30 protein-coding genes are annotated in these 25,453 nt (G+C 68.4%); 13 read left to right on the forward strand and 17 right to left on the reverse strand.

From position 1 onward, the window contains the following. Positions 1–108 precede the first annotated feature (108 nt). Together Q8N10_RS02555 and Q8N10_RS02560 are read left to right on the forward strand one after the other, a co-directional pair. The gene (locus tag Q8N10_RS02555; RefSeq protein WP_304776971.1) at positions 109–1,689 is read left to right on the forward strand and encodes a tetratricopeptide repeat-containing sulfotransferase family protein; all 1,581 of its coding nucleotides are present in this window, start codon (positions 109–111) and stop codon (positions 1,687–1,689) included. Further along, complete coding sequence (locus tag Q8N10_RS02560; RefSeq protein ID WP_304776972.1) at positions 1,686–2,459, forward strand: MBL fold metallo-hydrolase; 774 nt, start codon at positions 1,686–1,688, stop codon at positions 2,457–2,459. Before Q8N10_RS02555 ends, Q8N10_RS02560 begins: the two co-directional genes overlap by 4 nt. On the opposite strand, the gene Q8N10_RS02565 is transcribed toward Q8N10_RS02560, so the two are convergent. From Q8N10_RS02565 to Q8N10_RS02620, 12 genes are read right to left on the reverse strand one after another with little or no spacing between them, the layout of a single operon-like run. Beyond that, positions 2,456–2,908, reverse strand: a complete 453-nt coding sequence (locus Q8N10_RS02565) for a hypothetical protein (RefSeq protein WP_304776973.1) — start codon at positions 2,906–2,908, stop codon at positions 2,456–2,458. The genes Q8N10_RS02560 and Q8N10_RS02565 overlap by 4 nt on opposite strands. Next, entirely contained in the window at positions 2,905–3,501 is a 597-nt protein-coding gene (locus Q8N10_RS02570) for a response regulator (protein WP_304776974.1), read from the reverse strand. The genes Q8N10_RS02565 and Q8N10_RS02570 overlap by 4 nt, the downstream gene beginning before the upstream one ends. 27 nt (positions 3,502–3,528) lie before the next feature. Further along, a complete protein-coding gene (locus Q8N10_RS02575; RefSeq protein WP_304776975.1) occupies positions 3,529–3,894 on the reverse strand; it encodes a hypothetical protein in 366 nt (121 codons plus the stop codon). After that, complete coding sequence (locus Q8N10_RS02580) at positions 3,894–4,451, reverse strand: chemotaxis protein CheD (RefSeq protein WP_304776976.1); 558 nt, start codon at positions 4,449–4,451, stop codon at positions 3,894–3,896. The genes Q8N10_RS02575 and Q8N10_RS02580 overlap by 1 nt, the downstream gene beginning before the upstream one ends. Then, entirely contained in the window at positions 4,448–4,837 is a 390-nt protein-coding gene (locus Q8N10_RS02585) for a response regulator (RefSeq protein ID WP_215338423.1), read from the reverse strand. Before Q8N10_RS02585 ends, Q8N10_RS02580 begins: the two co-directional genes overlap by 4 nt. Further along, positions 4,837–5,886 carry a chemotaxis response regulator protein-glutamate methylesterase gene (locus tag Q8N10_RS02590; RefSeq protein WP_304776977.1) on the reverse strand — a complete coding sequence of 350 codons (1,050 nt, stop codon included), beginning with the start codon at positions 5,884–5,886 and terminating at the stop codon, positions 4,837–4,839. Before Q8N10_RS02590 ends, Q8N10_RS02585 begins: the two co-directional genes overlap by 1 nt. Then, a complete protein-coding gene (locus Q8N10_RS02595) occupies positions 5,883–6,761 on the reverse strand; it encodes a protein-glutamate O-methyltransferase CheR (protein ID WP_304776978.1) in 879 nt (292 codons plus the stop codon). Before Q8N10_RS02595 ends, Q8N10_RS02590 begins: the two co-directional genes overlap by 4 nt. Then, complete coding sequence (locus Q8N10_RS02600; RefSeq protein WP_293496933.1) at positions 6,758–7,225, reverse strand: chemotaxis protein CheW; 468 nt, start codon at positions 7,223–7,225, stop codon at positions 6,758–6,760. The genes Q8N10_RS02595 and Q8N10_RS02600 overlap by 4 nt, the downstream gene beginning before the upstream one ends. 2 nt (positions 7,226–7,227) lie before the next feature. After that, positions 7,228–9,579 (reverse strand): chemotaxis protein CheA, encoded by a 2,352-nt coding sequence (locus Q8N10_RS02605; protein WP_304776979.1) that lies wholly within the window; start codon positions 9,577–9,579, stop codon positions 7,228–7,230. 29 nt (positions 9,580–9,608) lie between these two features. Next, positions 9,609–9,980 (reverse strand): response regulator, encoded by a 372-nt coding sequence (locus tag Q8N10_RS02610; protein ID WP_304776980.1) that lies wholly within the window; start codon positions 9,978–9,980, stop codon positions 9,609–9,611. Further along, the gene (locus Q8N10_RS02615) at positions 9,977–10,285 is read right to left on the reverse strand and encodes an STAS domain-containing protein (protein ID WP_304776981.1); all 309 of its coding nucleotides are present in this window, start codon (positions 10,283–10,285) and stop codon (positions 9,977–9,979) included. Before Q8N10_RS02615 ends, Q8N10_RS02610 begins: the two co-directional genes overlap by 4 nt. Next, a complete protein-coding gene (locus Q8N10_RS02620) occupies positions 10,285–11,928 on the reverse strand; it encodes a globin-coupled sensor protein (RefSeq protein ID WP_305663862.1) in 1,644 nt (547 codons plus the stop codon). The genes Q8N10_RS02615 and Q8N10_RS02620 overlap by 1 nt, the downstream gene beginning before the upstream one ends. A 408-nt stretch (positions 11,929–12,336) precedes the next feature. Here Q8N10_RS02620 and Q8N10_RS02625 point away from each other — a divergent pair, with 408 nt between their 5' ends. Together Q8N10_RS02625 and Q8N10_RS02630 are read left to right on the forward strand one after the other, a co-directional pair. Then, a complete protein-coding gene (locus Q8N10_RS02625) occupies positions 12,337–13,593 on the forward strand; it encodes an acyl-CoA dehydrogenase family protein (protein WP_304776983.1) in 1,257 nt (418 codons plus the stop codon). Next, positions 13,593–14,675 carry an acyl-CoA dehydrogenase family protein gene (locus Q8N10_RS02630; RefSeq protein WP_304776984.1) on the forward strand — a complete coding sequence of 361 codons (1,083 nt, stop codon included), beginning with the start codon at positions 13,593–13,595 and terminating at the stop codon, positions 14,673–14,675. The genes Q8N10_RS02625 and Q8N10_RS02630 overlap by 1 nt, the downstream gene beginning before the upstream one ends. On the opposite strand, the gene Q8N10_RS02635 is transcribed toward Q8N10_RS02630, so the two are convergent. Next, positions 14,672–14,986 (reverse strand): GNAT family N-acetyltransferase, encoded by a 315-nt coding sequence (locus tag Q8N10_RS02635; protein WP_304776985.1) that lies wholly within the window; start codon positions 14,984–14,986, stop codon positions 14,672–14,674. The two genes, Q8N10_RS02630 and Q8N10_RS02635, sit on opposite strands and share 4 nt — an antisense overlap. Positions 14,987–15,146: 160 nt before the next feature. Here Q8N10_RS02635 and Q8N10_RS02640 point away from each other — a divergent pair, with 160 nt between their 5' ends. From Q8N10_RS02640 to Q8N10_RS02650, 3 genes are all read left to right on the forward strand, one after another. Then, positions 15,147–15,674 (forward strand): Spy/CpxP family protein refolding chaperone, encoded by a 528-nt coding sequence (locus Q8N10_RS02640; RefSeq protein WP_304776986.1) that lies wholly within the window; start codon positions 15,147–15,149, stop codon positions 15,672–15,674. 77 nt (positions 15,675–15,751) lie between these two features. Beyond that, complete coding sequence (locus Q8N10_RS02645) at positions 15,752–16,483, forward strand: response regulator (RefSeq protein WP_304776987.1); 732 nt, start codon at positions 15,752–15,754, stop codon at positions 16,481–16,483. Continuing rightward, positions 16,480–17,880 carry an ATP-binding protein gene (locus Q8N10_RS02650; protein ID WP_304776988.1) on the forward strand — a complete coding sequence of 467 codons (1,401 nt, stop codon included), beginning with the start codon at positions 16,480–16,482 and terminating at the stop codon, positions 17,878–17,880. Before Q8N10_RS02645 ends, Q8N10_RS02650 begins: the two co-directional genes overlap by 4 nt. A 178-nt stretch (positions 17,881–18,058) precedes the next feature. On the opposite strand, the gene Q8N10_RS02655 is transcribed toward Q8N10_RS02650, so the two are convergent. Next, entirely contained in the window at positions 18,059–18,619 is a 561-nt protein-coding gene (locus Q8N10_RS02655; protein WP_304776989.1) for a metallophosphoesterase family protein, read from the reverse strand. A 94-nt stretch (positions 18,620–18,713) separates the two neighbouring features. After that, a complete protein-coding gene (locus Q8N10_RS02660; RefSeq protein ID WP_304776990.1) occupies positions 18,714–19,295 on the reverse strand; it encodes a TetR/AcrR family transcriptional regulator in 582 nt (193 codons plus the stop codon). A 94-nt stretch (positions 19,296–19,389) separates the two neighbouring features. Here Q8N10_RS02660 and Q8N10_RS02665 point away from each other — a divergent pair, with 94 nt between their 5' ends. The 5 genes from Q8N10_RS02665 to Q8N10_RS21000 all read left to right on the forward strand — a co-directional run bounded on the left by Q8N10_RS02665 (position 19,390) and on the right by Q8N10_RS21000 (position 23,799). Then, complete coding sequence (locus Q8N10_RS02665) at positions 19,390–20,130, forward strand: crotonase/enoyl-CoA hydratase family protein (protein ID WP_304776991.1); 741 nt, start codon at positions 19,390–19,392, stop codon at positions 20,128–20,130. Positions 20,131–20,239: 109 nt separating this feature from the next. Then, entirely contained in the window at positions 20,240–21,349 is a 1,110-nt protein-coding gene (locus Q8N10_RS02670; RefSeq protein ID WP_304776992.1) for an S-(hydroxymethyl)glutathione dehydrogenase/class III alcohol dehydrogenase, read from the forward strand. A 2-nt stretch (positions 21,350–21,351) separates the two neighbouring features. Further along, positions 21,352–22,176, forward strand: a complete 825-nt coding sequence (gene fghA / locus Q8N10_RS02675) for an S-formylglutathione hydrolase (RefSeq protein ID WP_304776993.1) — start codon at positions 21,352–21,354, stop codon at positions 22,174–22,176. Between the two features lie 57 nt (positions 22,177–22,233). Next, positions 22,234–22,944 (forward strand): carboxylesterase family protein, encoded by a 711-nt coding sequence (locus Q8N10_RS20995; protein ID WP_370690190.1) that lies wholly within the window; start codon positions 22,234–22,236, stop codon positions 22,942–22,944. Continuing rightward, positions 22,945–23,799, forward strand: coding sequence for a carboxylesterase family protein (locus tag Q8N10_RS21000; RefSeq protein ID WP_370690191.1), 855 nt, complete (start codon positions 22,945–22,947; stop codon positions 23,797–23,799). Here Q8N10_RS21000 and Q8N10_RS02685 read toward each other — a convergent pair. Beyond that, on the reverse strand, positions 23,796–24,293 hold the full coding sequence (locus tag Q8N10_RS02685) for a hypothetical protein (protein WP_304776994.1): 498 nt from the start codon (positions 24,291–24,293) through the stop codon (positions 23,796–23,798). The genes Q8N10_RS21000 and Q8N10_RS02685 overlap by 4 nt on opposite strands. Before the next feature lie 241 nt (positions 24,294–24,534). Between Q8N10_RS02685 and Q8N10_RS02690 the strand changes: the two genes are divergently transcribed. Further along, positions 24,535–24,846, forward strand: coding sequence for a hypothetical protein (locus Q8N10_RS02690; protein ID WP_304776995.1), 312 nt, complete (start codon positions 24,535–24,537; stop codon positions 24,844–24,846). 189 nt (positions 24,847–25,035) lie between these two features. On the opposite strand, the gene Q8N10_RS02695 is transcribed toward Q8N10_RS02690, so the two are convergent. Beyond that, on the reverse strand, positions 25,036–25,431 hold the full coding sequence (locus tag Q8N10_RS02695; protein WP_304776996.1) for a hypothetical protein: 396 nt from the start codon (positions 25,429–25,431) through the stop codon (positions 25,036–25,038). Positions 25,432–25,453: the final 22 nt, after the last annotated feature.

Genomic DNA, 25,453 nt, shown 5'->3' on the forward strand with positions numbered 1-25,453 from the left:
CTCGGTTGACGGCGGCGTGCACCTCAAGTGCAATGGTGCGGTGCAGCGCCGTTATGCCCATTCTGGCCAAACCGTATGCGCTCACCGCATGGAAAGAGGGCGTGCAAGGTGGCTGAAACGCCCGGTTTGCTGGATTTGGCCGAGGCGCAGATGTCCAAGGGCGCCTATGAGCAGGCGCACAAACTCTGTCTTTCCGCGCTGGGCGAGGACGCCGCCGACGGCCGCGCCTGGTTCCTGCTAGGGGTGATCGCCGCCGATCATGACAACCCGCTCCGGGCGGCCGAACTGTTCGCCAAGGCCGTGGACCTGGCGCCCGGCGCGGCCCGGCACCACGCCTATCTGGCCCGCACCCTAATCGCCCTCAACCGACGCCCCGAGGCCATGGGGGCGGCGGATGAGGCGGTGGCCCTGGCTCCGACCGACGGCCTGACCCTGGACACCATAGGGGTGGTGTTCACCCGGGCCGGCGACCATGCCCGGGCCTTGCCGTTCTTCGAGGCCGCCGGGGCCGCCACGCCGGACAATGCGAGCTTCCTCTACAATCTGGCCGCCTCGCGCCAGTTTGCCGGCGACTTCGAGGGCGCCGAGAGCGCCTATGCGCGCGCCCTGTCCCTGGCGCCGGACCTCTACCGCGCCTGGTCCTCGCGGGTGCAACTGGCCCGCCAGACGCACGAGCGCAATTTCGTGGGCGAGCTTGAGGCCCTGTTTGATCAAGGCTCGCCCGATCCGGACCGCGCCCTGCACCTGGGCCATGCGCTCGCCAAGACCCACGAGGATCTCGGCGATCATCCGGCGTCGCTGGCGTGGCTGAAGAGGGCCAAGGCGGCCAAGCGCCGGGTCATCGGCTACAGGCCAGATGACGACGCGGCCCTGTTCGAGGCCGCGGGCCGGACCTTCACCGCCGGGACGGTCGCGACGGGCGACCCTTCGCGGGAGCCGATCTTCGTGGTGGGCCTGCCCCGCAGCGGCACCACCCTGATCGACCGCATCCTCTCCAGCCACCGCGACGTGACCTCGGCCGGCGAGCTCAGCAACTTCGCGCTGCTGCTGAAGCGGGCGGCCGGCACGCCGTCGAACCTGGTGATGGACGTTGAGACCTTTCAGGCGGCGGGCGGTGTCGACATGGCCCGCCTGGGCGCCGACTACGTGGCCAGCACGCGGCCCCTGACCGGCGCGACGCCGCGCTTCACCGACAAGATGCCCCTCAACATCCTCTATGCAGGCCTGATCCACCAAGCCCTGCCCAATGCGCGCATCGTCTGCCTGCGCCGCGATCCGATGGATGTCTGCCTTTCCAACTTCCGGCAGCTCTTCGCCACCACCTTCTCCTACTACAACTACGCCTTCGATCTGGAGGATGTGGCCCGATACTATGTGGGCTTCGATCGGCTGACAGCCCACTGGCGAAACGTGTTGCCCGCCGACCGTTTCACCGAGATCGCCTACGAGGACGTGGTCGCCGACCAGGAGGCGCAGACCCGGCGGCTGCTGGCGTTCTGCGGTCTGGCCTGGGACGAACGCTGCCTGTCCTTCCACGAGAACGCCGCCCCGGTGGCGACCGCCAGTTCGGTCCAGGTGCGCCAGCCGCTCTACGCCTCGTCGGTCGGCCGCTGGCGGCGCTACGGCGAGGGCCTGGCGCCGATGCGCGCCATCCTCGCCGAGGCCGGCCTGGTAGGAGACGCCCCATGAGCTTGCCCATCGCTGAGCGGTGGTTCGAGCGCCGTGACCTGGACGCCGACCTGACCCTGATCTGGGAGCCCCACGTCCACCCGCTGCTCCGCTGCAACATCTGGCGGCTGCGGGGGCGGGACGCCGACCTGCTGGTGGACACCGGCATGGGGATCACCACCCTGCGGGAGGCGGGCGCCGACCTGTTCGAAAAGCCCCTGCTGGCCGTCGCCACCCACGCCCACGGCGACCACGTCGGCGGCCTGCATGAGTTCGACTGCCGCCTGTGTCACGGGGCGGAGGCACAGGCCCTGAGTGAAGGCCGGGACTCCTACTCCCTCGATCTGGCGGACTTCAGCGCGGACGCCCAGGCCCGGCTGGCCAAGGCCGGCTATGACATCTCCGACGGCCTGCTCACCGCCATCCCCCATCCGGGCTACCGCCCCGCCGCCCACGTGCTGAAGGGTTACGAACCGACCCGCGTCCTGGCTGAGGGTGATGTGGTGGACCTGGGGGACCGGGCCTTCGAGGTGCTGCACCTGCCGGGCCATTCGCCGGGCAGCATCGGGCTGTGGGAGGCGGCGACGGGTACGCTGTTCTCGGGCGACGCTATCTATGACGGGCCGCTGCTGGACGAGATCGCCGGGGCCGATATCCCGGCCTATCGGCGCACCATGGAGCGGCTTCTGAAGCTGCCTGTGCAGGTGGTCCATGGCGGCCACGACGACAGCTTCGGCGCCGAACGCCTGGCGCAGATCGCGGTCGCCTACCTCCGCCGGACGGAAGCCTAGCTGGCGTCGAGGCGGTCAGTGATGGCCCAAAGTCCGTCGACCACGGATTTCAGCTGGGCGGCGTCCTTGTCGTCCTTGCTCCAGATCAGGCGCAGGGCGTTCACGTGCACCCCAACCGAACCCCAGTCCTGGCGGTTCTTGGTCCGCAGGCGGTCGGTCAGTTCGCACAGGCTGTAGGAGGCGTCGCACAGGGTGCGCATGTCGAACATGCCGGCGATGTCGAGGACGATGGCGCTCTCGACATAGATTTCGTCGGCCGAGGCGGTCTTCTCGGCGACCATGACCTCCATGCGGCCGATGGTGACCCCCAGGGACTTCTTGGCGTCGCCGGCCTGGGCGGCCAGCTCGCGGCGCGCGCGCTGGGTGGCGATGTCGGCGGTCATGCCGCCGGGCTTGGCCAGCTGCTGCGACAGGCGGTTCTGGACCTTGATGAACTCGGTCTTGCTCAAATTTGCACCCGTGCAGGCTTCATAAGCATGTCGACTTCGTTCTGATCCATGTTCGGATCGGTGGCGGCGCCGACGTGGGTGGACAGATCGTCCTTGCGGCGGCCCTTGATCCCGAGGGGAGGGCCAAGGTTCTTGAAGCGGCGGTCGGGACCGACATAGTTCTCGGCCTTGACCATCTGGCGTTCGTCCCGGGCGACCCAGAATATCCGCTGCAGCAGGATCTCGGGCGTGAACGGCCGGGTGAGGATGAAGTTGGCCCCGGAATCGCGGCTCTTCTCCACCATGCTGCGCGGGGCGTGGCCGGTCAGCATGATGACGGGGGTGAAGATCAGCTCCGGCGGCGCGTCGCGGCGCAGCCAGCGGACGAAGTCGTAGCCGTCCATGTCGGGCATCTGGGCGTCGGTGATGATCAGGTCGAGTTCCTGATTCTTCACGTAGTGCATGGCCTCGGCGCCCGAGCCGCACTTGAACTGCTTGCGAACCCCGAACCCACGGACCATCGCGCTCAGGGCCTCGAGCGCTTGTGGATTGTCATCCACCAGCAGCACGACCGAGCGATCGAGGTTGATCCGGATGTTGGGGTCTAGGGCCATGGCGATCGGGGGTTTCGCGTTGGGGGCTTAGAACAGGTCGAGGTCGCCGGACTCGGCGTCGGTGAGGCCCTTGGCCTCACGCGTCACCTGGGCCAGGCGCAGGGCCAGGTCGCCGAGGGTCACCCCGGCGATGGCGTCGGAAAGGTCGTAGGCGCCGCCGCTCTGGGCCTGGGTCGACAGTCGCCGCGTGAAGGTGGCGAGGGCCGCCAGGTGCTGGGTCAGCACATCGACGGTCTGGGCCTCGTGCAGGGCGATCTCCAGGGTCTCGCCGCGACTGGCGCGGACAAGCTGGGTGACCAGCATCTCCAGCCGGTCGCAGAGCGCTCCGGCATGTTCGAGCTCGTCGGCCAGGGAGGCGAGGACTCGCGGGGTCTGGGCGGTGGATTGGCTCATCAGAACAGCTCCAGGTCCCCATCGTCCTCGACCACCGGAACGGGTTTCGGCGGCGTCTTCAGACGCGCCACTTCGTTGGTGTCAGTGACGGTGCGTTGTTGCGCGCGGCCGGTGGTCGGCCAGTACTGCACCCGCCGGGCGCCGAAGCCCCCGAGGCTGCCGCCCACCACCGGAATGCCTTCGTCGCGCAGGAATTTCTCGGCGAAGGCGGCGTTGGAGGCGCCCACGTCGGACAGGCCGCCGAACATCCGGGCCCCGCCGAACAGCTTGGCCTCCATGCGTTCACGGCGACCGCCGTTGCGCAGAAGTTCGTTGATCAGCAGCTCCATGGCGAAGGCGCCGTAGCGGCGGCCCTCGTCCAGGCCTTCCGCCTTACCTTCGGGCAGCAGGAAATGGTTCATGCCGCCGATGCCGGTCTCGGTGTCGCGCAGGCAAACGGCCACACAGGAGCCGAGAATCGTCGTCAGCATGACGTCCGGGTCGGAAGTCACATGGTGCTCCCCCTGGACGACATGGACCCGCTTGCCGGGACGGTTCGAGACGTTCTCAACGATCATGAAAGGGGCCCAAACACCGCTTCGATTTTTTCTTTTAGGGTCTGCGTTGTGAACGGTTTGACCAGATAATTATTGACGCCGAATTGAACCGCGCGCTGAACCAGCTCGCGATCGGCCCGGCCGGTCAGCATGATCACGGCCACTTTCGAGGTGGGGCCATGGGCGCGGATGGCGCGCAGCAGGCCCAGACCATCCAGCTTGGGCATGTTGAAGTCGGTGATCACCAGGTTCACCGGCAGGCTCAGCATGGCGCGCAGGGCCTCCTCGCCGTCGGGCGCTTCCCGCGTCTGGGTGATCCCAAGCGCGTGCAGGCTGGTGCGGATCAGCGACCGCATGGTCTGCTGGTCGTCGACGATGAGGGTTTTCAGGGCGGACGCGGCAGGCATCACACGCTCCTTTGAGACTCGGCCGCGGCCGAGCAGACATTGAGAATGGCCGGGCCCATGCGCGACAGGCCGACCTGCTTTTCCACCGCGCCGATCTCGAAGGCCGCCTTGGGCATGCCGTAGACCACGCAGCTGGACTCGTCCTGACCGAGGGTCCGCGCGCCGGCCTTGCGCATGGCCGCCAGGCCCGCGGCGCCATCCCGCCCCATGCCGGTCAGGATCACACCGACGGAGGGACGGTTCAGCTTGGCGACCGACTCAAACAGAACATCCACCGACGGCCGGTGACCGTTCACGGGGTCGGACTCCCGCAGACGGCAGACCGGGTGGGCTGAGGAGACCACCTCCAGGTGCGCCACGCCGCCGGGGGCGACATAGACGTGGCCTGGCATCAGCCGCACCCCGTCATGAGCCTCGGCCACAGTGGCGCCCGAGATGCGATTCAGGCGCTCGGCGAAGCTCTTGGTGAAGGTCGCCGGCATGTGCTGGGTGATCACCGTCGGCGGGCAGGTGTCAGGGAAGTTCGCCAGGATGGTCATCAGGGCCTCGACCCCACCGGTGGAGGAGCCGATCGCCAGGATCAGTTCGCCCGCCGCGGCGTAGTTCTTCTCGCGCTCCACCGGGGCGACGGGACCGGAATAGGGCCGAACCCGGGCGCGGGCCGCGGCCTTCACCTTTTCCGGAAGGTCGGCGAAGGCCTCATGCGGGGACACGCCGTCACCGGGTACGGGCTTGCCGACGCAGTCGACCGCGCCGAGTTCCAGGGCCTCGATGGTGATCTCAGCGCCCTTCTGGGTCAGGGTCGAGACCATGACCACCGGCGTCGGGCGCAGGCGCATGATCTTTTCCAGGAACTCGATGCCGTTCATGTGCGGCATCTCGACGTCCAGGGTGACCACGTCGGGATTGAGCTTCTTGATCTGCTCGCGGGCTTCCAGCGGATCGTTGGCGAAGCCCAGGACCTCGATGTCCGGGTCACGCTTCAGGGCCGCGGCGATGAGGCCGCGCATGGTCGCCGAGTCGTCGACGACGAGAACACCAACGCTCATCGGCCGCTCCTCAGGGAATAGGTGGTGAGACCGGTGGTCTCGAAGATGTTGGTGGCGGCGCCGGTCACCCGCTCGGAGTGGCCGATATAGAGGGTGCCACCCGGGTTCAGCATGGGGGCGAAACGGCTCCAGATGCGTTCCTGGGTCGGTTCGTCGAAATAGATCACGACGTTGCGGCAGAAGATGGCGTCGAACTTCCCCTTCATCGGCCAGTCGCCGATCAGGTTGAGCTCGCGGAAGGCCACCAGGGCGCGCAGTTCGTCAGCCACTTCCCAGCGGCTGTCCTGTCCGCCCGAGGTGGGCTTCTTGAACCAGCGGCGACGCAGTTCGACCGGAACCGGGGCGACAGCGTCCTCGCGATAGATGCCGGCCTTGCCCTCGGCGACCATGTTGGGGTCGATGTCGGTGGCCAGGATCTTGACGTCCAGGTTGGCGGCTTCCGGCAGGGCCGAGAGCACCGTGATGGCCATGGAATAGGGCTCCTGGCCATTGGAGCAGGCGGCCGACCAGAGGCGGATCTTGCCGCCCTTGCGGGCGCGGTCCACCAGGGGCGGCAGGACTACGTCGCGCAGGTGGTCGAAATGGTGCGGCTCGCGGAAATAGCGGGTCACGTTGGTGGTGAGCGCCGCCATCATGGCCTGGCGTTCGTCCACCTCGCGGACGTCTTCCACCAGGGCGCAGTACTCGCGGAACGAGCGCAGGCCGAGGGACCGCAGGCGCTTGGCCAGGCGCGAATAGACGAGCGCCGCCTTGCCTTCGGCCAGGGCGATGCCGGCGTGGGAGTGCAGGATCTGGGCGATCTGCTGGAAGTCCTCGTTGGTGAAGAGGAACTCGCCCTCGACGAGGTTGCCGTTCTTGCTCGGGAAGCTGCTCATGCGGCCTCCGCTTCGATTTCCGGCAGGACGCGGTCCAGCGAGATCAGGCTGACCATGCGGCCCTCGATGGCGAACAGGCCCTTCACGAAGGTCTTCACCTGGTCGCAGGCGACGTCCGGGGTTGGCTGCACCATGTCCTCGGTGACGTTGATGATGTCGCTGACGGCTTCCACCAGCAGGCCCAAGGTCCGGTGGCCCTGGTTGACCACCATGATCACGTGGCGGGCGCTGGGCTCAGCCGTGGTCAGGCCCAGGCGTGCGCCCAGGTCGACGATCGGCAAGACGGCGCCGCGCAGGTTTATGACGCCCTTCATATAGGCGGGAGTGCGGGGCAGGGGCGTGGCGGTCGTCCAGCCGCGGATTTCCCGCACCTGCATGATGTCGACGCAGAATTCCTGGTCGCCGATCCGAAAGGCGATGAGCTCCCGCGAGGGGCTCGTGGAGGTGGTGAGGGGCGCGGTCATACTTAGCTGGCCATTCGCTTTTCACTGGGACGCGCCGCCGGCTTGCGGCGCTGCGTGGTCACAAGGGCGTCGACGTCGAGGATGAGGGCGACGCGACCGTCACCCAGGATGGTCGCGGCGGCCACGCCGTCGATCTGCTGGTAGTTGGCTTCCAGGCTCTTGATGACGACCTGGCGCTGACCCTGGATGGCTTCCACCAACAGGGCGGCCTTGCCGCCGCCTTCGCTCTCCACCAGGACCGCGACCCCGGAGGCGGGGTCGATGGCGGTCTCGCGGAAGCCGAGGGCCACGCCGACGTCGATCAGGGGCACGAAGAGGTCGCGGATGCGGATCACCGCGTCCTTGCCGCCGATGTAGTGCACGTCCTCGGTGCGCGGGGTCAGGCTTTCGACGATGGCCGAGAGCGGGGCCACCAGGGTCTGTTCCGCCGCGGTCACCACCATGCCGTCCAGGACGGCCAGGGTGAGCGGCAGGGACATGGTGAACTTCGAACCCTTGCCGGGCTCAGAGGAAATGGAGATGCGTCCGCCCAGGCCCTGGATGGAGCGGCGGACCACGTCCATGCCGACGCCGCGGCCGGAGATGTCGGAAATCACCTCGGCGGTGGAGAAGCCGGGCAGGAAGATCAGGTTGTCGATCTCCTCGTCCGACAGCACCTGGTCCTCGGTGATCAGCCCACGGTCGACGGCGATGCCGCGGACGCGGGGGCGGTTGATGCCGCGGCCGTCGTCCTGCAGCTCGATGACGATGCGGCCGCCGCGGTGCAGGGCGCGCAGGCGCACCAGACCTTCAGCGGGCTTGCCGGCGGCGGCGCGGCCCTCGGGATCTTCCAGGCCGTGGTCGATGGCGTTGCGCAGCATGTGGGTGATCGGGTCGGCCAAGCGCTCGATCACGGTCTTGTCGACCTCGGTGCCTTCGCCCTCCATCACCAGCTTGACGCGCTTGCCGGTCATGTCGGCCACTTCGCGGGCCAGTCGCGGCATCCGTTGGAACACCGACTTCACGGGTTGGGCGCGGATCGCCATGACGCTGTCCTGGATTTCCCGGGTCAGCAGTTCCAGGTCCTCTAGACCCAGGGCGACGTTGGAGGACCGCGCCAGTCCGCTCTCCAGGACTCTCTGCGACAGCATGGCCTGCTGGATAACCAGCTCGCCGACGGCGTTGATGAGGCGGTCGACCCGGTCCAGGTCGACGCGGATGGTGACGCTCGCCGCGGCCGTGGGCGCGGCGTTGGCCGCAGCGGCCGGCGGGGCCGCGACAGGCGCCGGGGCCGCGGGCTTGGGAGCCGGGGCCGGCGCGACGCTCTGGGCGCGGGCGATCAGGGCGGCGACGTCTTCGGCTGGGGCCTCGGCGGGCGCCTCGGCGACGATTTCGGGGGCGGCTTCCGATTCGGCGGGGGCCTCGCCGCCGCCTACGCGGGCCAGCAGGGCGGCGATATCCAGATCGGCGGTGGCCGAGGCGGCGGCGGCGCGATCGTCGTCGCTCAGGCCGTCGTCGGCGGCTTGCGGCGCGGCGGCGGCGGGATTGGCGCCCTCGCGGGTGATGATCAGGTTGCAGTCGTCCTCGACGAATTCGAAGACCTCGCGGATCGAGGCTTCGTCAGAGTCCGTGAACAGCTGAATGCGCCAGCTCACATAGGCCTGCTCGGCGGCGAGCTGGTCCAGGGGGGGCAGGGCCTCGTCGATCAGGGTGACGCGGGTCTCGCCCAGGCGGGCCAGTTCGCGCAGCACCAGGCCGGCTTCGTTGGCCTTGGCGTACATCTCCGACTTTGGAGAGAATTCGATCATCCAGCACGACAGGCTATCGCCTTGCGCCGCCTCGGTGACCGGAAGCTCGGCCTGCGCCTCGGCGTTCTGGGCGTCCAGGTCGATGAAGCCGCCAGGGGCCTCGTCGCCCTCGATGCTGAGGGTGAGGGGTACGAAGCCGAAGTCCTCGTCGCCGCCGCCGCCCAGGTCGTCATCTTCCTCTTCGCCGCCGATCAGGCCGCGCAGTTCGCTGTAGGCGCCTTGAGAGCGGCCTTCTTCCACCTTGCCGCCGTCGCGGGCGGCGGCCACATGGTCGGCCAGGACGTCGAAGGCCCGCAGCAGGGTCTTGGCGACGTCGTCGGTCAGCTCCATATTGCCGGAGCGGATCTCGTCCATCACCGTTTCGAAGACGTGGGCGAACCGGATCAGGTCTTCCAGCCCGAAGGCCCCGGCGCCGCCCTTCACCGAGTGGACGGCGCGGAAGACGGCATTGATCGTCTCGTCGTCAGCCTCGCCCGACTCCATGGCCAACAGGCCCTGCTCGGCGTCGGTCAGGAGTTCATCGCACTCCTGGAAGAACGTCTGTTTGATGCTCTCGAACGGATCCAACGGAACGCTCCGAAACGGCTTCTAGAGGGTCAGGCGGCGACGCGGCGAACGGCGTCGACCAGCTTCACTGGGTTGAACGGCTTGACGATCCAGCCGGTGGCGCCGGCCGAACGGGCCCGCTCCTTCTTGGCCGCATCGCTTTCCGTGGTCAGGACCAGGATCGGCGTGGCGCGGTGATCGGGATTGGCGCGGACGCCCTCGATCACGCCAAAGCCGTCGAGGCGGGGCATGTTGATGTCGGTGATCACCACGTCCACCATGCCGGCGTTGGCTTGGAGGACTTCCAGGCCGTCGACTCCGTCCACAGCCTGGATGACGCGGTAGCCCGCCTCAACCAGTGCATGGTTCAGCATCTCCCGCATGGTGCGGCTATCGTCGATGGTCAGTACGGTCTTGCTCACGAAAGTTCCCCTTCCGGCTCGAATTGAAGCTCGGGTTCACCGAACGCAGCCAATTGCTCTGAAAACGCCAAAGACGGTTGATCCACCGTTAAGCAAACGCCGTCCTCGGACCAGATTTTGCGCGCAGACATCAAAACCTGCAGGCAGAGACCACCCATGCGGGTGACCTGAGACGCATCAAGGTCCAGCGGACGCCCGCGCAGGGCCATCAGCTCGGCCCGCAGCGGCTCGGCCGCTTGCAGGTCCAGGACCGGGGCCAGGCTGACGGTCGCCCGTTCCGCGAGGGTTGTGGCTTCGGTGGACATCAGAATTCTTCCCATTCATCGGCGCCCGATTGCGGCGCGGGTTTGCGGAGCGCGGCGCCGTCACGGGCCGAGGTGCGTACCTGGGGCGCGCCGTGGCGGGCGGCGAAGGCTGCGGCCGGCGGCCGGCGGGCGGGAGTCGCGGTGGTGACGTTGCGCAGGACGGCGGGCGGCGGCGCGTGCTGGGCGCCGACTTGGAACATGGCCACCGATCCCGCGAGCCCCTGGGCTTCCTGGGCCAGGTTGTGGCTGGCGGCGGTGGATTGCTCCACCATGGCCGCGTTCTGCTGGGTCACCTGGTCCATCTGATTGACGGCTGTATTGACCTGGGCGAGGCCGACCGCCTGCTCCTGGGCGCTGGCGGCGATCTCACTCACCAGGCCATCGATTTCGGCGACACGGCTGACGATGCGCTGCAAGGCCTCGCCGGTCTGGCCGACCAACTGCACGCCGGAGCTGACCTGGGCGGTGGACGCGCTGATCAGCGCCTTGATCTCCTTGGCGGCTTCGGCGGAGCGCTGCGCCAGGGCGCGCACTTCGGAGGCCACGACCGCGAAGCCCTTGCCGGCGTCTCCGGCCCGGGCGGCTTCGACCCCGGCGTTCAGGGCCAGCAGGTTGGTCTGGAAGGCGATCTCGTCGATCACCCCGATGATCTGGCTGATCTGCTGGGCCGAGTTCTCGATCTGGCTCATCGCCGACACGGCCTGCTGCACCACAGCGCCGCTGGTCTGGGCGTCGCCGCGGGCGGCCAGCACCACCTCGGCGCAGGCCTTTGCGCCGGTGGCGGTCTTGCGGACGGTGACGGTGATCTGGTCGAGCGCCGCAGCGGTCTCTTCCAGGGTCGCGGCCTGCTGTTCGGTGCGGCGCGAGAGGTCGTCGGCGGCGGTGCTGATCTCTCCGGCTCCGGCGTGGATGCCCGAGACATTGCCGGCGATGGCCCCCATCACTTCTTCCAGGTGGTTGATGGCCTTGTTGAAGTCGGCGCCGAGCTTGGCGTACTCGCCGGAGAAGTTCTGACCCATACGGTGGCGCAGGTCGCCTTCGCTCAGGGCCTGCAGGGCGCCGGCCAGGCCGTGGACGGCCTTCTTCTGCTCCAGGTCGAGTTCGCTGCGCAGGCTGGCGGCCTCGACGTGCTGGTGTTCGACGATCTCGTTCTGGAAGGACAGCAACAGGTCCATGTCCAGCAGGGCGGCCTTGATCACCGCGCCGATGGCGTCGCAGGCCTTGTCGCGCTGGGCGGTCTTGCCGCCGAACCCCTTCGGCCAATGGGTCGCCAGGATAGAGCGCACCATCTCGTCGAGGATGCGGGCATAACCGCCGATGGCCCACTCGGACTTGAAGCCGATATTGACGTGGGCCTCGGCGATGGCCCGGACGTCCTTCAGATAGGCCTCGTCGTAGTGCGCGCTGAGCACGCCGCCCCAGCGGCCGATCTGGCGCTGCTGGGCCTTCGCCATGTGTTCCGGGCCGCCGAACACGCTGCGGGTCTGATCGTGACGGCCAAGCTGTTCGTAGAAGGCGGCGATCGCAACCGGCAGCGCGCGCTCCACCACGGCCCGTGCGTCCACCAGGGCGGCGCGGGCCTTCGCGTCCAGGCCGATGAAGTCGAGGCGGCGGTCGAGGGCGATGGTCTTGTTGTCAGCCATGCGGACGCCGGGCGTTCGGAGCAGCCGCGGCCGGGCTGAGGTCGGATTTGAGTCGGCGAGTCGGAGAACGCGACTCTGCGAGCTTGGCGAGACTCAGGGGCATCGTGGTGATGCTCATGCAGGGCGAGGAATACTTCGACATACTATGAACGATCATCGATGAGCCCCCGCTGATCTTTTTGCCCGGATCGAATGCTTTGGAAGCGGAAGGCGCGCCAAGGCCAGGTCGATCGGACGTCTCAATTGGGTACGGTGTTTGGCTTGAAGAAATGGTTACCGGAATCTTGGCTCGCCCTGGCCCAAGGTATGCTTCCCCAATAAAAGCCGCGACTTGGGATCCGCCGCGACAATCTGGCACGCGCATCCGGGTTCGAGACTTGGGTGAAGGTGGGTTCCGCGAGGTCAGACTTGCGGACCGAGCCGGACGGTGCTGGCCTGTCGGCCAACAAGACGCCGCTGGAGGAAAACGCCATGGACCTGAGGCTGACGCCCGATATGGAGGCGTTCCGTGACGAAGTGCGCGCCTTCCTTACGGCCCACAAGGACCGGTATGCGCCGGGGGCCGGGGCGGATCGTCCCCGCGAGGCGGCCATGGAATGGCAGGCCCTGCTGATCGACAACGGCTATGCGGCTCGGACCATCCCCAAGGCCTATGGCGGCTATGGCGCGGAGCCAGACATCCTCAAGTCCCGGATCATCGCCGAGGCGTTCACCGCCGCCGGCGCGCCGCGGGGTTTCGCCAACCAGGGCATCTCCATGCTGGTTCCCACCCTGCTGGAGGTGGGGTCGGAGGAACAGAAGACCCGCTGGATCGCGCCCACCCTGCGCGGCGAGATCGTCTGGTGCCAAGGCTATTCCGAACCGGGCGCAGGTTCGGACCTTGCCAACCTCCAGACCAAGGCGGTTGAGGACGGCGAGGACTTCCTGATCTCGGGCCAAAAAATTTGGACGAGCACGGCGGCTCAGGCCGACATGATCTTCTGCCTGGTGCGGACCGAGCCGCAGGCGCCCAAACATGACGGGATTTCCTACATCCTGTTTCCCATGACCACGCCCGGCATCGAGGTCAGGCCCCTGAAGACCATGACCGGGTCGGCGGAGTTCAATGAGGTGTTCTTCACCGACGTCCGGGTCCCGCAGAGCGCGGTGGTGGGCGGGCGGGGGCGGGGTTGGTTCGTGGCCAATGCGACGCTCAAGCATGAGCGCGGCATGCTCGGGGACCCCAATGCGACGGAGGCGAGGTTCGCGGCCCTCATCGACCTGATGAAGACCGAGACGGTGGACGGCCAGAGGCTGATCGACAACCCGGTGATGGCCGACCGGCTGATGGCGCTTCAGGCGCGGGTGATGACCATGAAGTTCAATGGCTTGCGGACCCTGACCGCCTCCATGACCGGGGAGAACGCGGGCATGGCGGCGATGGTGGTCAAGCTGCAGGGGTGCGAGCTGAACCACCAGATCGCCGCCCTGGCCATCGACGCCCTGGGGGAGCTGGGGGTGCTCTACGAGGACGGGCCGCACCTGCGGGCCAAGGGGAGCTGGCAGCGCAACTACATGTTCGACCTGGGGCTGATCATCGGCGGCGGCACCGCCCAGATCCAGAAGAACATCATCTCCGAGCGGGGCCTGGGCCTGCCGCGCGAACCCAAGCTGGCGGTGGTCTGATGGATTTCTCCCTCACCGACGACCAGAGGATGATGCAGGAGAGCCTGAGCCGCACCCTGGCCGAGGCGGCCCCGCTGGAGCGGGTTCGGAAATTCGCCGGCGATCCCGCCGACCAGGCCGCCGATGTCTGGGTGGCGCTCACCGATTTCGGCCTGCCGGGCATCGTGATCCCGGAGGCCTATGGCGGCCTGAACCTCACCCTGCTGGACGCGGCCCTGATGTCCGAGGCGCTGGGACGGGCCGTGACACCAGTTTCCATTCTGGGCGCGGTGCTGGCGTCCCTGGCCCTGCGGCTGGCGGGGTCGGATGAGCAGCAGGCCAGATGGCTGCCGAGGCTGGCGTCGGGCGAGGTGATGGCGGCGGTCGCCATCTCCGAGGCGGTGGCCGGCGCGCGGGATGGCGCGGGGGTCGCGACGGCGGGCGGCAAGATCACCGGCAAGGCGCTGTTCGTGCCCGACGGCCTGACCGCCGACCTGCTGATCGTCGCTGACACCAGCGGCGGCCTGCATCTTGTCGAGGGGACGGCGAGTGGGCTCGCGCGGGAGATCATGACCGGCATCGACCAGACGCGCCGCATGGCCGAGCTGACCTTCGACCAGGTGGCCGCCGAACCCCTGACCGGCGGCCAGGGCGTGCTGGCCCGCCTGCGGGACGCCGGCTGGATTCTCCTGGCCGCCGACACCCTGGGCGCCTGCGACGTGATGATCGAGAAGGCGGTGGCCTACGCCAAGGAGCGCCGGCAGTTTGGCCGGGTCATCGGCTCCTTCCAGGCGGTCAAGCACCTCTGCGCCGAGATGGCCGCCGAGCTGGAGCCCTGCCGATCCCTCGTCTGGTACGCCGGCTACGCCTTTGACGCCGCGCCCGAGGAGAGCTCGCTGGTGGCCGCCCACGCTAAGGCGCACCTGTCGGAGGTGTCGCGCTTCATCGCCCGCACCTCCACCGAGGTGCATGGCGGCATGGGCATCACCGACCTGCTGGGCCTGCATTTCTGGTTCAAGCGGGTAGGCCTCAACCGCCAGCTGCTGGGCGGTCCGGAACGGGTCCGGGCCCTGGCGGCGCAGATGCAGGGGCTGACGGCCTAGGGGGTGGCCAGTCCTTCCCGCATGTCGGGGTGGACGAGCTCATGGAGCTCCGGCCGCTTGGCGATGTAGGCGTGGAAGAAGCTGCAGGTGGGCTTCACCCAAAGCTTGTTCTCCTTGGCATAGGCCAGGCCCGCCTGGACCAGCCGACCGGCGACCCCCTTGCCAGCGAAGGCGTCGGGAACGACCGTGTGCGGGAAGGTGATGGTGTCGCCCTTCAGCTGGTACTCGGCGAAGGCGGTCTCCCCGCTCAGCTTGACCTCGAAGCGGTGGGTCTGGGTGTTCATGGTCACGGTCAGGTCGTCGTCAGCCATGAGGCTCTCCCAGCTAGGCTTGACGGGCGCCCAAGCACGGCGGCCCGGGCGGCGGCTACAGCCACTACCGTGTCGGCTCTGTTTCATTTGTGAGCCTGTGACTGAAATCAAGGCGGGGCACGTCCATGCGAGTTTGGGTGGAAGTCTCAGGAGGAATTCCATGATCAGATTCGCAGCCCTCGCGGCCATCAGCCTGCTCGCCGGCCCCGCCGCCGCCCAGCCCCCCGGCCCGCCGCCCGGCATGGGCGACATGCACGCCATGCACGGCGCCGGCGCCCCCGCCGCCATGAAGGCGCGAATGGCCGAGCACATGGCGCAGATGGACAAGGACATGCACACCATCCTGCGCCTGCGTCCTGACCAGGAAACCGCCTGGCGCGCCTTCCGCGACGCCATGCATCATCATGCCATGCCGCCCATGGCGATGGCCGCGCCCAAGCCCGCCATGACCACGCCGCAGCGGCTGGACGAGATGGACAAGAAGGCCGCCGAGCGCCAGGCGCTCCATGCCAAGATGGAGGCCGCGACGCGGGCCTTCTACGCCGCCCTGGCTCCCGATCAGCAGGCCGTGTTCGACGCCCTGCATCGGATGCACGGCGCCGGCGCCATGATGCACGGGGCCGGACCCATGATGGGGCGCAAGATGATGATGATGCACGGAGGCCCCGGCGGTCCGTCCCACGACTGAGGCTGCGGCCGGTCACAGCGACGAATTGTGGCGGGGGTGCGATAGTGACGCCACTATTGGCCAGCACTGAAGCTTGCATGACCCCCGCCGCCAACGCCTTCCCCACGCCGCAGATCCTCGTCGTCGATGACGATGCGGAGCTGCGGGGCGGGATCGCCGACTATCTCTCCCAGCATGGTTATGGGGTCCTCCAGGCCGGCGACGCCCTGACCATGGAGCAGGTGCTGGCCGGGGCGCCCATCGACCTGATCGTCCTCGATCTGATGCTGCCGGGGGAGGACGGTCTCTCCATCTGTCGGCGTATCTCGGAGGCGGGCGGGCCGGCCATCATCATGCTGTCGGCCATGGGCGAGGAGATCGACCGCATCCTGGGCCTGGAGCTGGGGGCCGACGATTATCTGGCCAAGCCGTGCAGCCCGCGCGAGCTGCTGGCGCGCGTGCGGGCCGTGCTGCGCCGCGGGGAGGACGCCCGCGGTCCGGGGCCGCTGCGCGGCAAGGCCTACTACTTCCTGGGCTTCACCCTGGACGGGGTGCGCCGTCAGCTGCGGGCGCCCAACGGCGTGAGCATCCTGCTGACCGCCGGCGAATTCTCCCTGCTCAGCGTCTTCCTCGACCACCCGCAGCGGATTCTGTCGCGGGACGAGCTGATCGAGAGGGCGCGGGGGACCGAGGCCGATGTCTTCGACAGGGCCATCGACGTGCAGATCAGCCGCCTGCGCCGCAAGCTGCATGACTGCGCGAGTGGCGAGATCATCAAGACCTATCGAGGCGCCGGCTACCTGTTCGACGCCAAGGTGACCCGCCCGTGAGGCCTAGGGGGCGCAATCGCGCACCCATCGCCCTGCAGCTGGTGGCCCTGCTGGTGGTGAGCCTGATCGCCGCCCAGGTGGTCACCTTCGCCGTGGTGGTGCTGATGCCCCCTCCACAGAGGGCCGTCTACCGGCTGGAGGAGGTGGCCCAGGCGCTGAAGGGCGGCTCCCTGGCGCCGCGCTTCGGCCGGCCCCTGCTGCGGGAGGTGCAGGCCGCGCCGCCCCCCGAGTCCGTCAATCCGCCTTTCCCCGGCGAGCACGCCCGCCGCCAGTTGGCGGCCCTGCTGGGGGTTCGGGAAGCTGACGTCCGCCTGACCCAGCACATGACCTTCCCCGGCCGGCTGCACCGCACCCTGGGCATCGGCGGCGCGGCCATGGAGATGCGCCACGAACGGATCATGGCCGATGAGTTCGGAGCCGGCAGGCGGCCGATGATGGCCTTCCGGGAGATGGGCCCGCCGATGTTCGGCGAGTTCAGCGCCGCGGTGCGCCACAGCGACGGCCAGTGGGTGGTGGTGCAGCCCCAGCCCGAGCCCTTCCCCAATGACTGGCAGAGGCGGGTGCTGTCTTGGCTGGCCGGGTGCCTGATGGTGGTCGCGCCGCTCGGCTATCTGTTCGCCCGCCGCATCACCGCGCCTCTGGGCCAGTTCGCCCAGGCCGCCGAGACCCTGGGGCGTGATCCCAGCGGACCGCTGATGGCGCTGTCGGGGCCAGCCGAGATCGGCGCGGCGGCGCGGGCTTTCAACGACATGCAGGTGCGGCTGAAGCGGTTCATCGACGACCGCACCGCCATGGTCGGCGCCATCTCCCACGACCTGCGCACGCCGCTGGCCCGCATGCGCTTCAAGCTGGAAAGCGCGCCGGGGCCAGTGAAGGCGGCGGTCCTGGCCGACATCGCCCAGATGGAGGCCATGATCACCTCGGTCCTGGGCTTCATCCGCGACGCCAGCGCCGCCCGGCCGCGCGAGCGGCTGGATCTGCTGTCGCTGCTGGAGTGCCTAGTGGACGATGCGGGGGATCAGGACCTGACCCTCACCGACGGCAGCGCGCCGGTGACGGTGGAGGCAGACGCCCTCGGACTCCAGCGCCTGTTCGGCAACCTGCTGGACAATGCGGTGAAGTATGGCGCACGGGGCCGAGTCCGCGTCTTCCAAGATGACGGCCACGCGGTGGTGGAGATCGCCGACGACGGGCCGGGCCTGGAAGCCGGCGAGGTGGAGCGGGTGTTCCAGCCCTTCTACCGGGCCGAGGTCGCCCGAACCCTCGACGGCGGCGGGGTGGGGCTGGGCCTGGCCGTGGCGCGGTCCATCGCCCGCGCGCATGGCGGGGATGTGACGCTGGTGTCTTCGGCGGCTGGGCTGGTGGCGTGGGTGCGGTTGCCGCTGTCGGTGGGGTGACACGATCCAACAATCGTCATCCCCGGGCTTGTCCCGGGGACCCATGATCTCCCCCTCCCAGCAGGTTGCGCGGCCGACGCCACGGCGTCTTGCTGAGCCTCGCAGATCATGGGTGGCCGGGACAAGCCCGGCCATGACGATCAAAGGGGGGGCGGGTCTCGGCTTCGGCCCCGGCGTCCTAGGCGACCCAGATCACTTGGCCGTGGCTGCCTTCCCGACTGACCTTGAGGCGAAGCAGGCTGGGCCTGGCGCCCTCCGCCGGCAGCACGGCGCTTCCTGGATTGAGCGCGGAGCCGCCCTGGCCGAACCAGGCTTCGTCGGCGCGATGAGTGCCGGCGTGAAGCAGGATGTTGAGCGGCCCGCCGAACAGTCGCTGGCAGACCTCATGGGCGCGGTCCGCCGCGATGAAAGGATCAACCTCCTCGGCCAGACCAGCGGCCTTGGCGTCAAACACGCAGCCTAGTCTGTAGCCGTCGCCCTCCAGGACAAGCACGTGCCGGCGGGTGCGTATGTCGTCGTCATCGTCAGCCCCCCGAACTCCCAGGACGGGCGCGATTTCCTGCAGCTGATCGAGACCTGAGCGCTGTCCCATGTCGCCCAACGTGACGATGAGATCGGCGCCTTGCAGGCGAGGGAAGAGCGCTGAAGGGAATTGCGGCCCGCCGTCATGGATATGGCAGTCGGCGAGGACCGCGATGTTCGTGCCCTCGAACGGTAGTCTCCAGACAGAGTCCAACATAGCCCATCCTCCAAGGGACGCCCGACTCTCAGCACAAGTCCGCGAATGCGCAACTCCGGATCTCGGCGACGGGCATGCCCAGGCAGCTCTCCGCCTATCCGCGCGGGGCGGTCTCCAGCATGGCGGCCAACTCATCGGCGGCGGTCTCGATGGCGGCACCGCTGCGTTCGACGCGCGACTGGATGAGGGCGCCCTGCAGGGCCGAGACGCAGAGGACCGACAGGCGCTCGGCCCGGGCGGGGGAGAAGCCGTCCGCGGCCAGCTTCTCCCGCAGGATGGCCAGGCGGGCGCCGTAGGCCTTGCGGCCCGCCTCGGAGACGGCTCGGTTACGGGGGGCGAGCTCCAGCAGGACGGTGGTGATGGGGCAGCCGTCGCGGAAGCCCGACTTGCGCATCCATCCCGCATAGAGCCGGCCGTGGGCGCGCATCAGGTCCGCCGCCGAGCGATGCTCGCGGGCGAGCTTAGCCATGGTCTCGGCCACGCGCAGCCCAGCCTCCTCGACGGCCGCGACGGCGATCGAAGCCTTCCCCTCCGGGAAGTAGTGATAGAGCGACCCCTTCGGCGCGCCGCTGGCGTCGACGATGTCATTGAGGCCGGTGCCCGCGAAGCCCTGCCGGCGGAACAGCCTGACGGCGGCGTTGATGATCGGTGTGCGATGCTTGGGGACAGCCGGCACGGGCAGCTCCTGCAGGACTATTTTCCGGCGAAAGTTATATTGATTGGTCTACATCAGCCCATCACCGTCCCGCGAAATCAACCGCGAGGACAAGATGTCAGACCTGATCCAATACGAGTTCCATGAAGGCGTCGCCGTCATCACGATGGACGACGGCAAGTTGAACGTCATGTCGACGAACATGCTGCAGGCGCTGGGCGAGGCCCTCGACCGGGCCGAACGGGATGAGGCCATCGTCGTCCTCCGCTCAGGGCGCAAGGGCGTCTTCTCAGCGGGCTTCGATCTGAAGATTTTCGCGGCCAACGATTCCGAACGCAGCCTGGAGATGGTGCGGGCCGGCGCGGAGCTCGCCCTGCGACTGCTGACCTATCCCTTGCCGACCCTGGGGGTGATGGAGGGCAACGCCTTCCCGATGGGGACCTTCCTGCTCCTGGCCTGCGACGCGCGCATCGCCGCCCGGGGGCCGTTCCGGATGGGCCTGAACGAGGTGGCGATCGGGATTTCCCCGCCGGGGTTCGCCATCGAACTGGCGCGCAGCCGGCTTCACCCCGCCTGGCTGAGTCGCACCGTCACCCTGGGCGAGATGTACGAGCCGGACGAGGCGGTCGCGGCCGGGTTCCTCGACAGGGCCGTCGCAGCCGATCAGGTGGAGACGGCGATCGAGGAGGTGCTGACCGCAATGCGCGCGGTGCATGCAACCTCCCACGCCTTGGCCAAGCAGCGCCTGAGGCGGGCGACCGGTCTGGCGATGCGCGAGGCCATCGACCGGGAGCTCACCCTGGAGGCCTATGCCTCATCAACCCACCTCAGCGCCGTGGTGCTTCCGGGCCGATAGGCAGGCCGACGTTCGTCGCCAATGGCGCCCGGCGGATTTTGACTGTCCGGGCGCCTTGCCTCCCCGGCGGCGGGCCGACATGGTCCCCGCACGTTCTGGAGGATTCCCCATGAAGACCCGCGCCGCCGTCGCCTTCCAAGCCAAGCAGCCCCTGGAGATCGTCGAGGTTGACCTGGAGGGGCCCAAGGCCTTCGAGGTGCTGGTGGAGATCAAGGCCACGGGGATCTGCCACACCGACGCCTACACCCTGGACGGCCTGGATTCCGAGGGTATCTTCCCCTCCATCCTGGGCCACGAGGGGGCCGGCGTGGTGCTGGAGGTGGGGCCCGGCGTCACCAGCGTGAAGCCGGGCGACCATGTGATCCCGCTCTACACGCCGGAATGCCGCCAGTGCAAAAGCTGCCTGTCGCGCAAGACCAACCTGTGCACGGCGATCCGGGGAACCCAGGGCAAGGGCCTGATGCCGGACGGCACCAGCCGGTTCTCCTACAAGGGCCAGGCCATCGCCCACTACATGGGCTGCTCGACCTTCGCCAACCACATCGTCCTGCCCGAGATCGCGGTGGCCAAGATCCGCGACGACGCCCCCTTCGACAAGGTCTGCTACATCGGCTGCGGCGTCACCACGGGGGTGGGCGCGGTGGTCAACACGGCGGGCGTCGAGCCCGGCGCCAATGTCATCGTCTTCGGCCTGGGCGGCATCGGCCTGAACGTCATCCAGGGCGCGCGGATGGTGGGCGCCGGCATGATCGTCGGTGTCGACATCAATCCCGACCGGGAGGCCTGGGGCCGCAAGTTCGGCATGACCCACTTCGTCAATCCGAAGGCGATCAGCGAGGACATCGTCGCCCATCTGGTGGCCCTGACCGACGGCGGCGCCGACTACACCTTCGACTGCACCGGCAACACCACGGTGATGCGCCAGGCCCTGGAGGCCTGCCATCGCGGCTGGGGCGAGAGCATCATCATCGGGGTGGCCGAGGCCGGCAAGGAGATCGCCACCCGGCCGTTCCAGCTGGTCACCGGCCGGGTCTGGAAGGGCACCGCCTTCGGCGGCGCGCGGGGCCGCACCGACGTGCCGAAGATCGTCGACTGGTACATGGACGGCAAGATCGAGATCGACCCGATGATCACCCACGTCATGCCCCTGGAGGACATCAACAAGGCCTTCGACCTGATGCATTCGGGCGAAAGCATCCGCTCGGTGGTGGTGTTCTAGGGGTGGAGGTTGTCAAGTCGCACCGCGTCCACGGCGGGACCCTCAGCTATTGCCGGCACGCCAGCGAGGCCACCGGCACGCCGATGACCTTCTCGATCTTCATTCCGGCCGGGGAGGGGCCGTTTCCCCTGCTGGTCTGGCTGTCGGGCCTGACCTGTACCGAGGACAACTTCACCATCAAGGCCGGCGCCTATGGCGCGGCGGCCGCCGCCGGCCTGGCCATCGTGGCGCCCGACACCAGCCCGCGGGGCGAAGGCGTGGCCGACGATCCGGCCTATGACCTGGGCCAAGGGGCGGGGTTCTATCTGGACGCGACCCAGGAGCCCTGGGCCAAGCACTTCCAGATGGAGAGCTACATCACCGGCGACCTGCTGGCGGTGGTGAGGGCGGGCTTCCCGGTGGACCTCGCCCGCGTAGGCATCTCCGGCCACTCGATGGGCGGGCATGGGGCCCTGACGCTCGCCCTGCGGCACGCCAACCTGTTCAAGTCGGTCTCGGCCTTCGCGCCGATCTGTTCGCCGACCCGGTGCGACTGGGGGCGCAAGGCCTTCACCGCCTATCTGGGGGAGCATGAGGCGGCCTGGGCGCCCCACGACGCTTGCGTGCTGATCGAGGCCGGCGCCGCGAAATTCGACGACATCCTGGTGGACCAGGGGACCGGGGACGACTTCCTGGGCGACCAGCTGAAGCCGGAGCTGCTGGCGGCCGCCTGCAAGGCGGCGGGCCAGAAGCTGACCCTGCGGATGCAGCCGGGCTACGATCACTCCTACTTCTTCATGGCCTCCTTCATCGCCGACCATGTGGCCTGGCATGCCGCCCGTCTCTGAGTCGTGACACCGGTGTCATGACGAGTCTATCTTCTCGGGCAAACCGGGAGGATGACCGTGCACGACCTGTCTCGACGGGCGCTGATCGCGGGCGGCCTTGTCCTGCCGTCTGGCGTCCATGCGGCCAGCGCCTCGCCTGTCGCCAAGACCACTAATGGTCCGGTGCGAGGCGACATCGACCAGGGGATCAAGGTCTTCAAAGGCGTGCGCTATGGCGCCGACACGGGTCCGCGCCGGTTCCGGCCGCCGTTGGCGCCGACGCCCTGGACCAAGGCGCTGGACGCCACGGCCTATGGGCCAAGCGCGCCGCAGGGGGGCCGCGACGACGAGCGCCAGAGCGAGGACTGCCTGTTCCTGAATGTCTGGACGCCGGGCCTGCGGGACGGCGGCAAGCGGCCAGTCATGGTCTATCTGCACGGGGGCGCCTATTCGAGCGGCTCGGGGTCGTCGCCGCTCTATGACGGGGTGCGGCTCTGCCGGCGGGGCGACGTGGTGGTGGTGACGATCAATCACCGCCTGAACGTCCTGGGCTACGGCTTCCTGGCCAGGCTGGCTGGCGTGCAGTTCGCCGACAGCGGCGCCGCCGGGATACTGGACATCCTGCTGGCCCTGGCCTGGGTCCGCGACAACGCCGCCGAATTCGGGGGCGATCCGGGGCGGGTCATGGTGTTTGGCCAGTCGGGCGGGGGGGCCAAGATCGCCACCATGATGGCCATGCCGGCCGCGACGGGCCTCTTCCACACCGCCGCCACGATGAGTGGACAATAGGTGACGGCCTCGGGGCCTCTGCACGCCACCGAACGGATGAGCCTGTTTCTGGCCGCCGTCGGGCTGACCCGGGACCGCGCGCGGGAGGCCGCGACCCTGCCGGTCGTCAAGCTGATAGAGGGCCTGGCGGTGCGCGATCCCTTCACGCCGGGCGGACTCTATTTCGGCCCGGTGTTGGACGAGCGGTCCCTGACGCGCCACCCCTTCTGGCCGGACGCCGCACCCCAGGGGCTGAAGATCCCGATGATCATCGGCAACACCCGTGACGAGGCCCGCGCCTTCGTGGCCAGGACCAACCCGGACCCCTTCGCCATGGGGTGGGACGAGGTGGCCGGGCGGATCGCGCCGGAGATGCGGGTGGATATCGACCCTGACCACGTGGTCGCCGAGTATCGGAAACTGTACCCGGACTATTCGCCCAGCGAGGTGTTCTTCGCCGCCATCACGGCGGGCCGCTCCTGGCGGGGGGCGGTCATCGAGGCGGAGGAACGGGCGCGGGCCGGGGCGCCGGCATGGGTCTTTCAGCTGGACCTGCCCAGCACCGTCGAGGGCGGCCGCCTGCGGGCCATGCACACCGCCGACATCCCCCTGGTGTTCGACAACCTGGCGGCCAGGGGCTCGCCCGTCGCGCCGTCGGCGGCCGCGCAATCGGTGGCCGACGCGATGAGTGAGGCCTTCATCGCCCTGGCCAAAACCGGGAACCCCAACTGCGAGGCCCTGCCGGCCTGGACGCCCTACGACCTGACCCGGCGCGCCACCATGGTGTTCGATGCGGAGACCCGACTGGTGGACGACCCGCGCGGGGCCGAACGCCGCCTGTTCGCCAAGGTACCCTACATCCAGCCCGGGACCTAGATCGCGCGGCGGAAGGGGACGACGACGTCGTCCGCCTCATAGGCCGCCATGGCCACCGGCGGCGGGGCCATGTCCGGCACGCGCAGGATCAGGCCGTTCATGGCGAAGGCCTGGGCCACCAGGCAGGCGGCGGCGGGGAAGGGGGGCTGGCAGGCGTCGGCCAGCAGCCAGGCCAGGTGGGCCTCCAGCCGGGCATAGTCCTCCATCTGGGCGGCGGCGAAGATGGCCACGATCAGCTGCTCGTCGCGGCTGAGGCGGAAGGAGCCCGGGACGGAGAGGGTGACCTTGCGTTTTCCGCGCCGGGCCAGTTCGCGGACGAAGACCGTGAGCGCATTGAGCGCCTCGGCCCCCACCACCCCGCAGGCCCGCTCATACTGCTTCTGCACCAAGGGACAGGCGCCGACCCCGAAGGCCATGGCCCGGAATCCCCAGACCAGCATGTGCTCGCCCTGGCTCAGGTCGCGGAGGTGGGCGGGGGTGGTTTCGCAGGGCATGAACGCGACTCCTTGAGGCGCACCCTGGTTACTGCGTTTGAGAATTATTCGCAACTAAGAACGCCAGGCTCCCCTCTGCGTTTTGTTGCTCGTTTGTTCGACTTCAAGCTTCACCTGTCGTAGGATTCTGAGGTCACTCGGGCCGCGCCTGCCGCCGCTTTGAGATGTACGGAGCGGCGTGTGAGGCCGACTGCCGGCGCGTTCAATCAATCAGCCCGACGGATGGCCATGAGCGGATCGCTTGATCGCTATTGTCGAAGGAAAACGGCCGACATTGAGCAGGCCGCATGCCCGTCTCTACCCAGTGCTCAAGGAACTCGGTTTGCGGCGCGGGGCAAACCTCCCCGTGAAGTCCACGCGCAGTCGTCTGGGCTGGCGGCGGATGAGGGAAGGGCATCTCGACCAAGTCGGTCTGTGCTGGTCGAACTCTTACGATGGTCGCTTCGTGATCGAGTGGATGACCACAGACCCGCGCGTCGTCGCCGACCGGCTACGTCGCCTGGATGAATGGGCGGATCTATCGTGGACCGCCGCGATGGTTCGGCCTGAATGACAGCGACGGGGAGTGGTTTCGATGGAGCCGTGACCTTGCCAAGGAAATGGACACGGCGGAGACTAGGGTGCGCGAACTGGATCGGTATCTGCGCGACGGAACGCCCATGAAGTTCATATGCCTACCCGAAACGATGGCGTTGACGCCGGCTGGAATTGCGTCCGCCAAGGCCGACGAGGCCTAAGTGGTCTAAGCCGCCACCGACTGGCGCTCATCGGCGAACTCGTAGCTGGCCTCGTCCCAGAGGGAGTCCCATTCGGCGAAGCGGGCGTTGGCGTCGCGCAGGCGGGCGTCGTCGCGGACGCTGACCACTTCGCCCTCGGCTTCGTCCCAGACCACGGTGAGATCGGCCAGACGGTGGTCGCCTGAGGCCAGACGGCCCTGGATCTGGAGGCGTTCCACCATCTCCTCGGAGACCCGCAGCTTCATGCGGCCGCCAGCCTGGCGCACTGCGATGTCGGCGTGGGTGATGACCTTGGCGATCATGTCGGCGTTGGCGGCCTCCACCGGGCGGCGGACGTCGAACAGGAACAGCGGTTCGGAGCGGACAGCGCGGGGGCGGCGGAGTTGAGCGACGTTGGGCATGTGTGGCTCCTTTCGTTTCGGC

The sequence above is a fragment of the Phenylobacterium sp. genome (assembly GCF_030693625.1).
GTDB classification, from domain to species: Bacteria; Pseudomonadota; Alphaproteobacteria; order Caulobacterales; family Caulobacteraceae; genus Phenylobacterium; species Phenylobacterium ferrooxidans.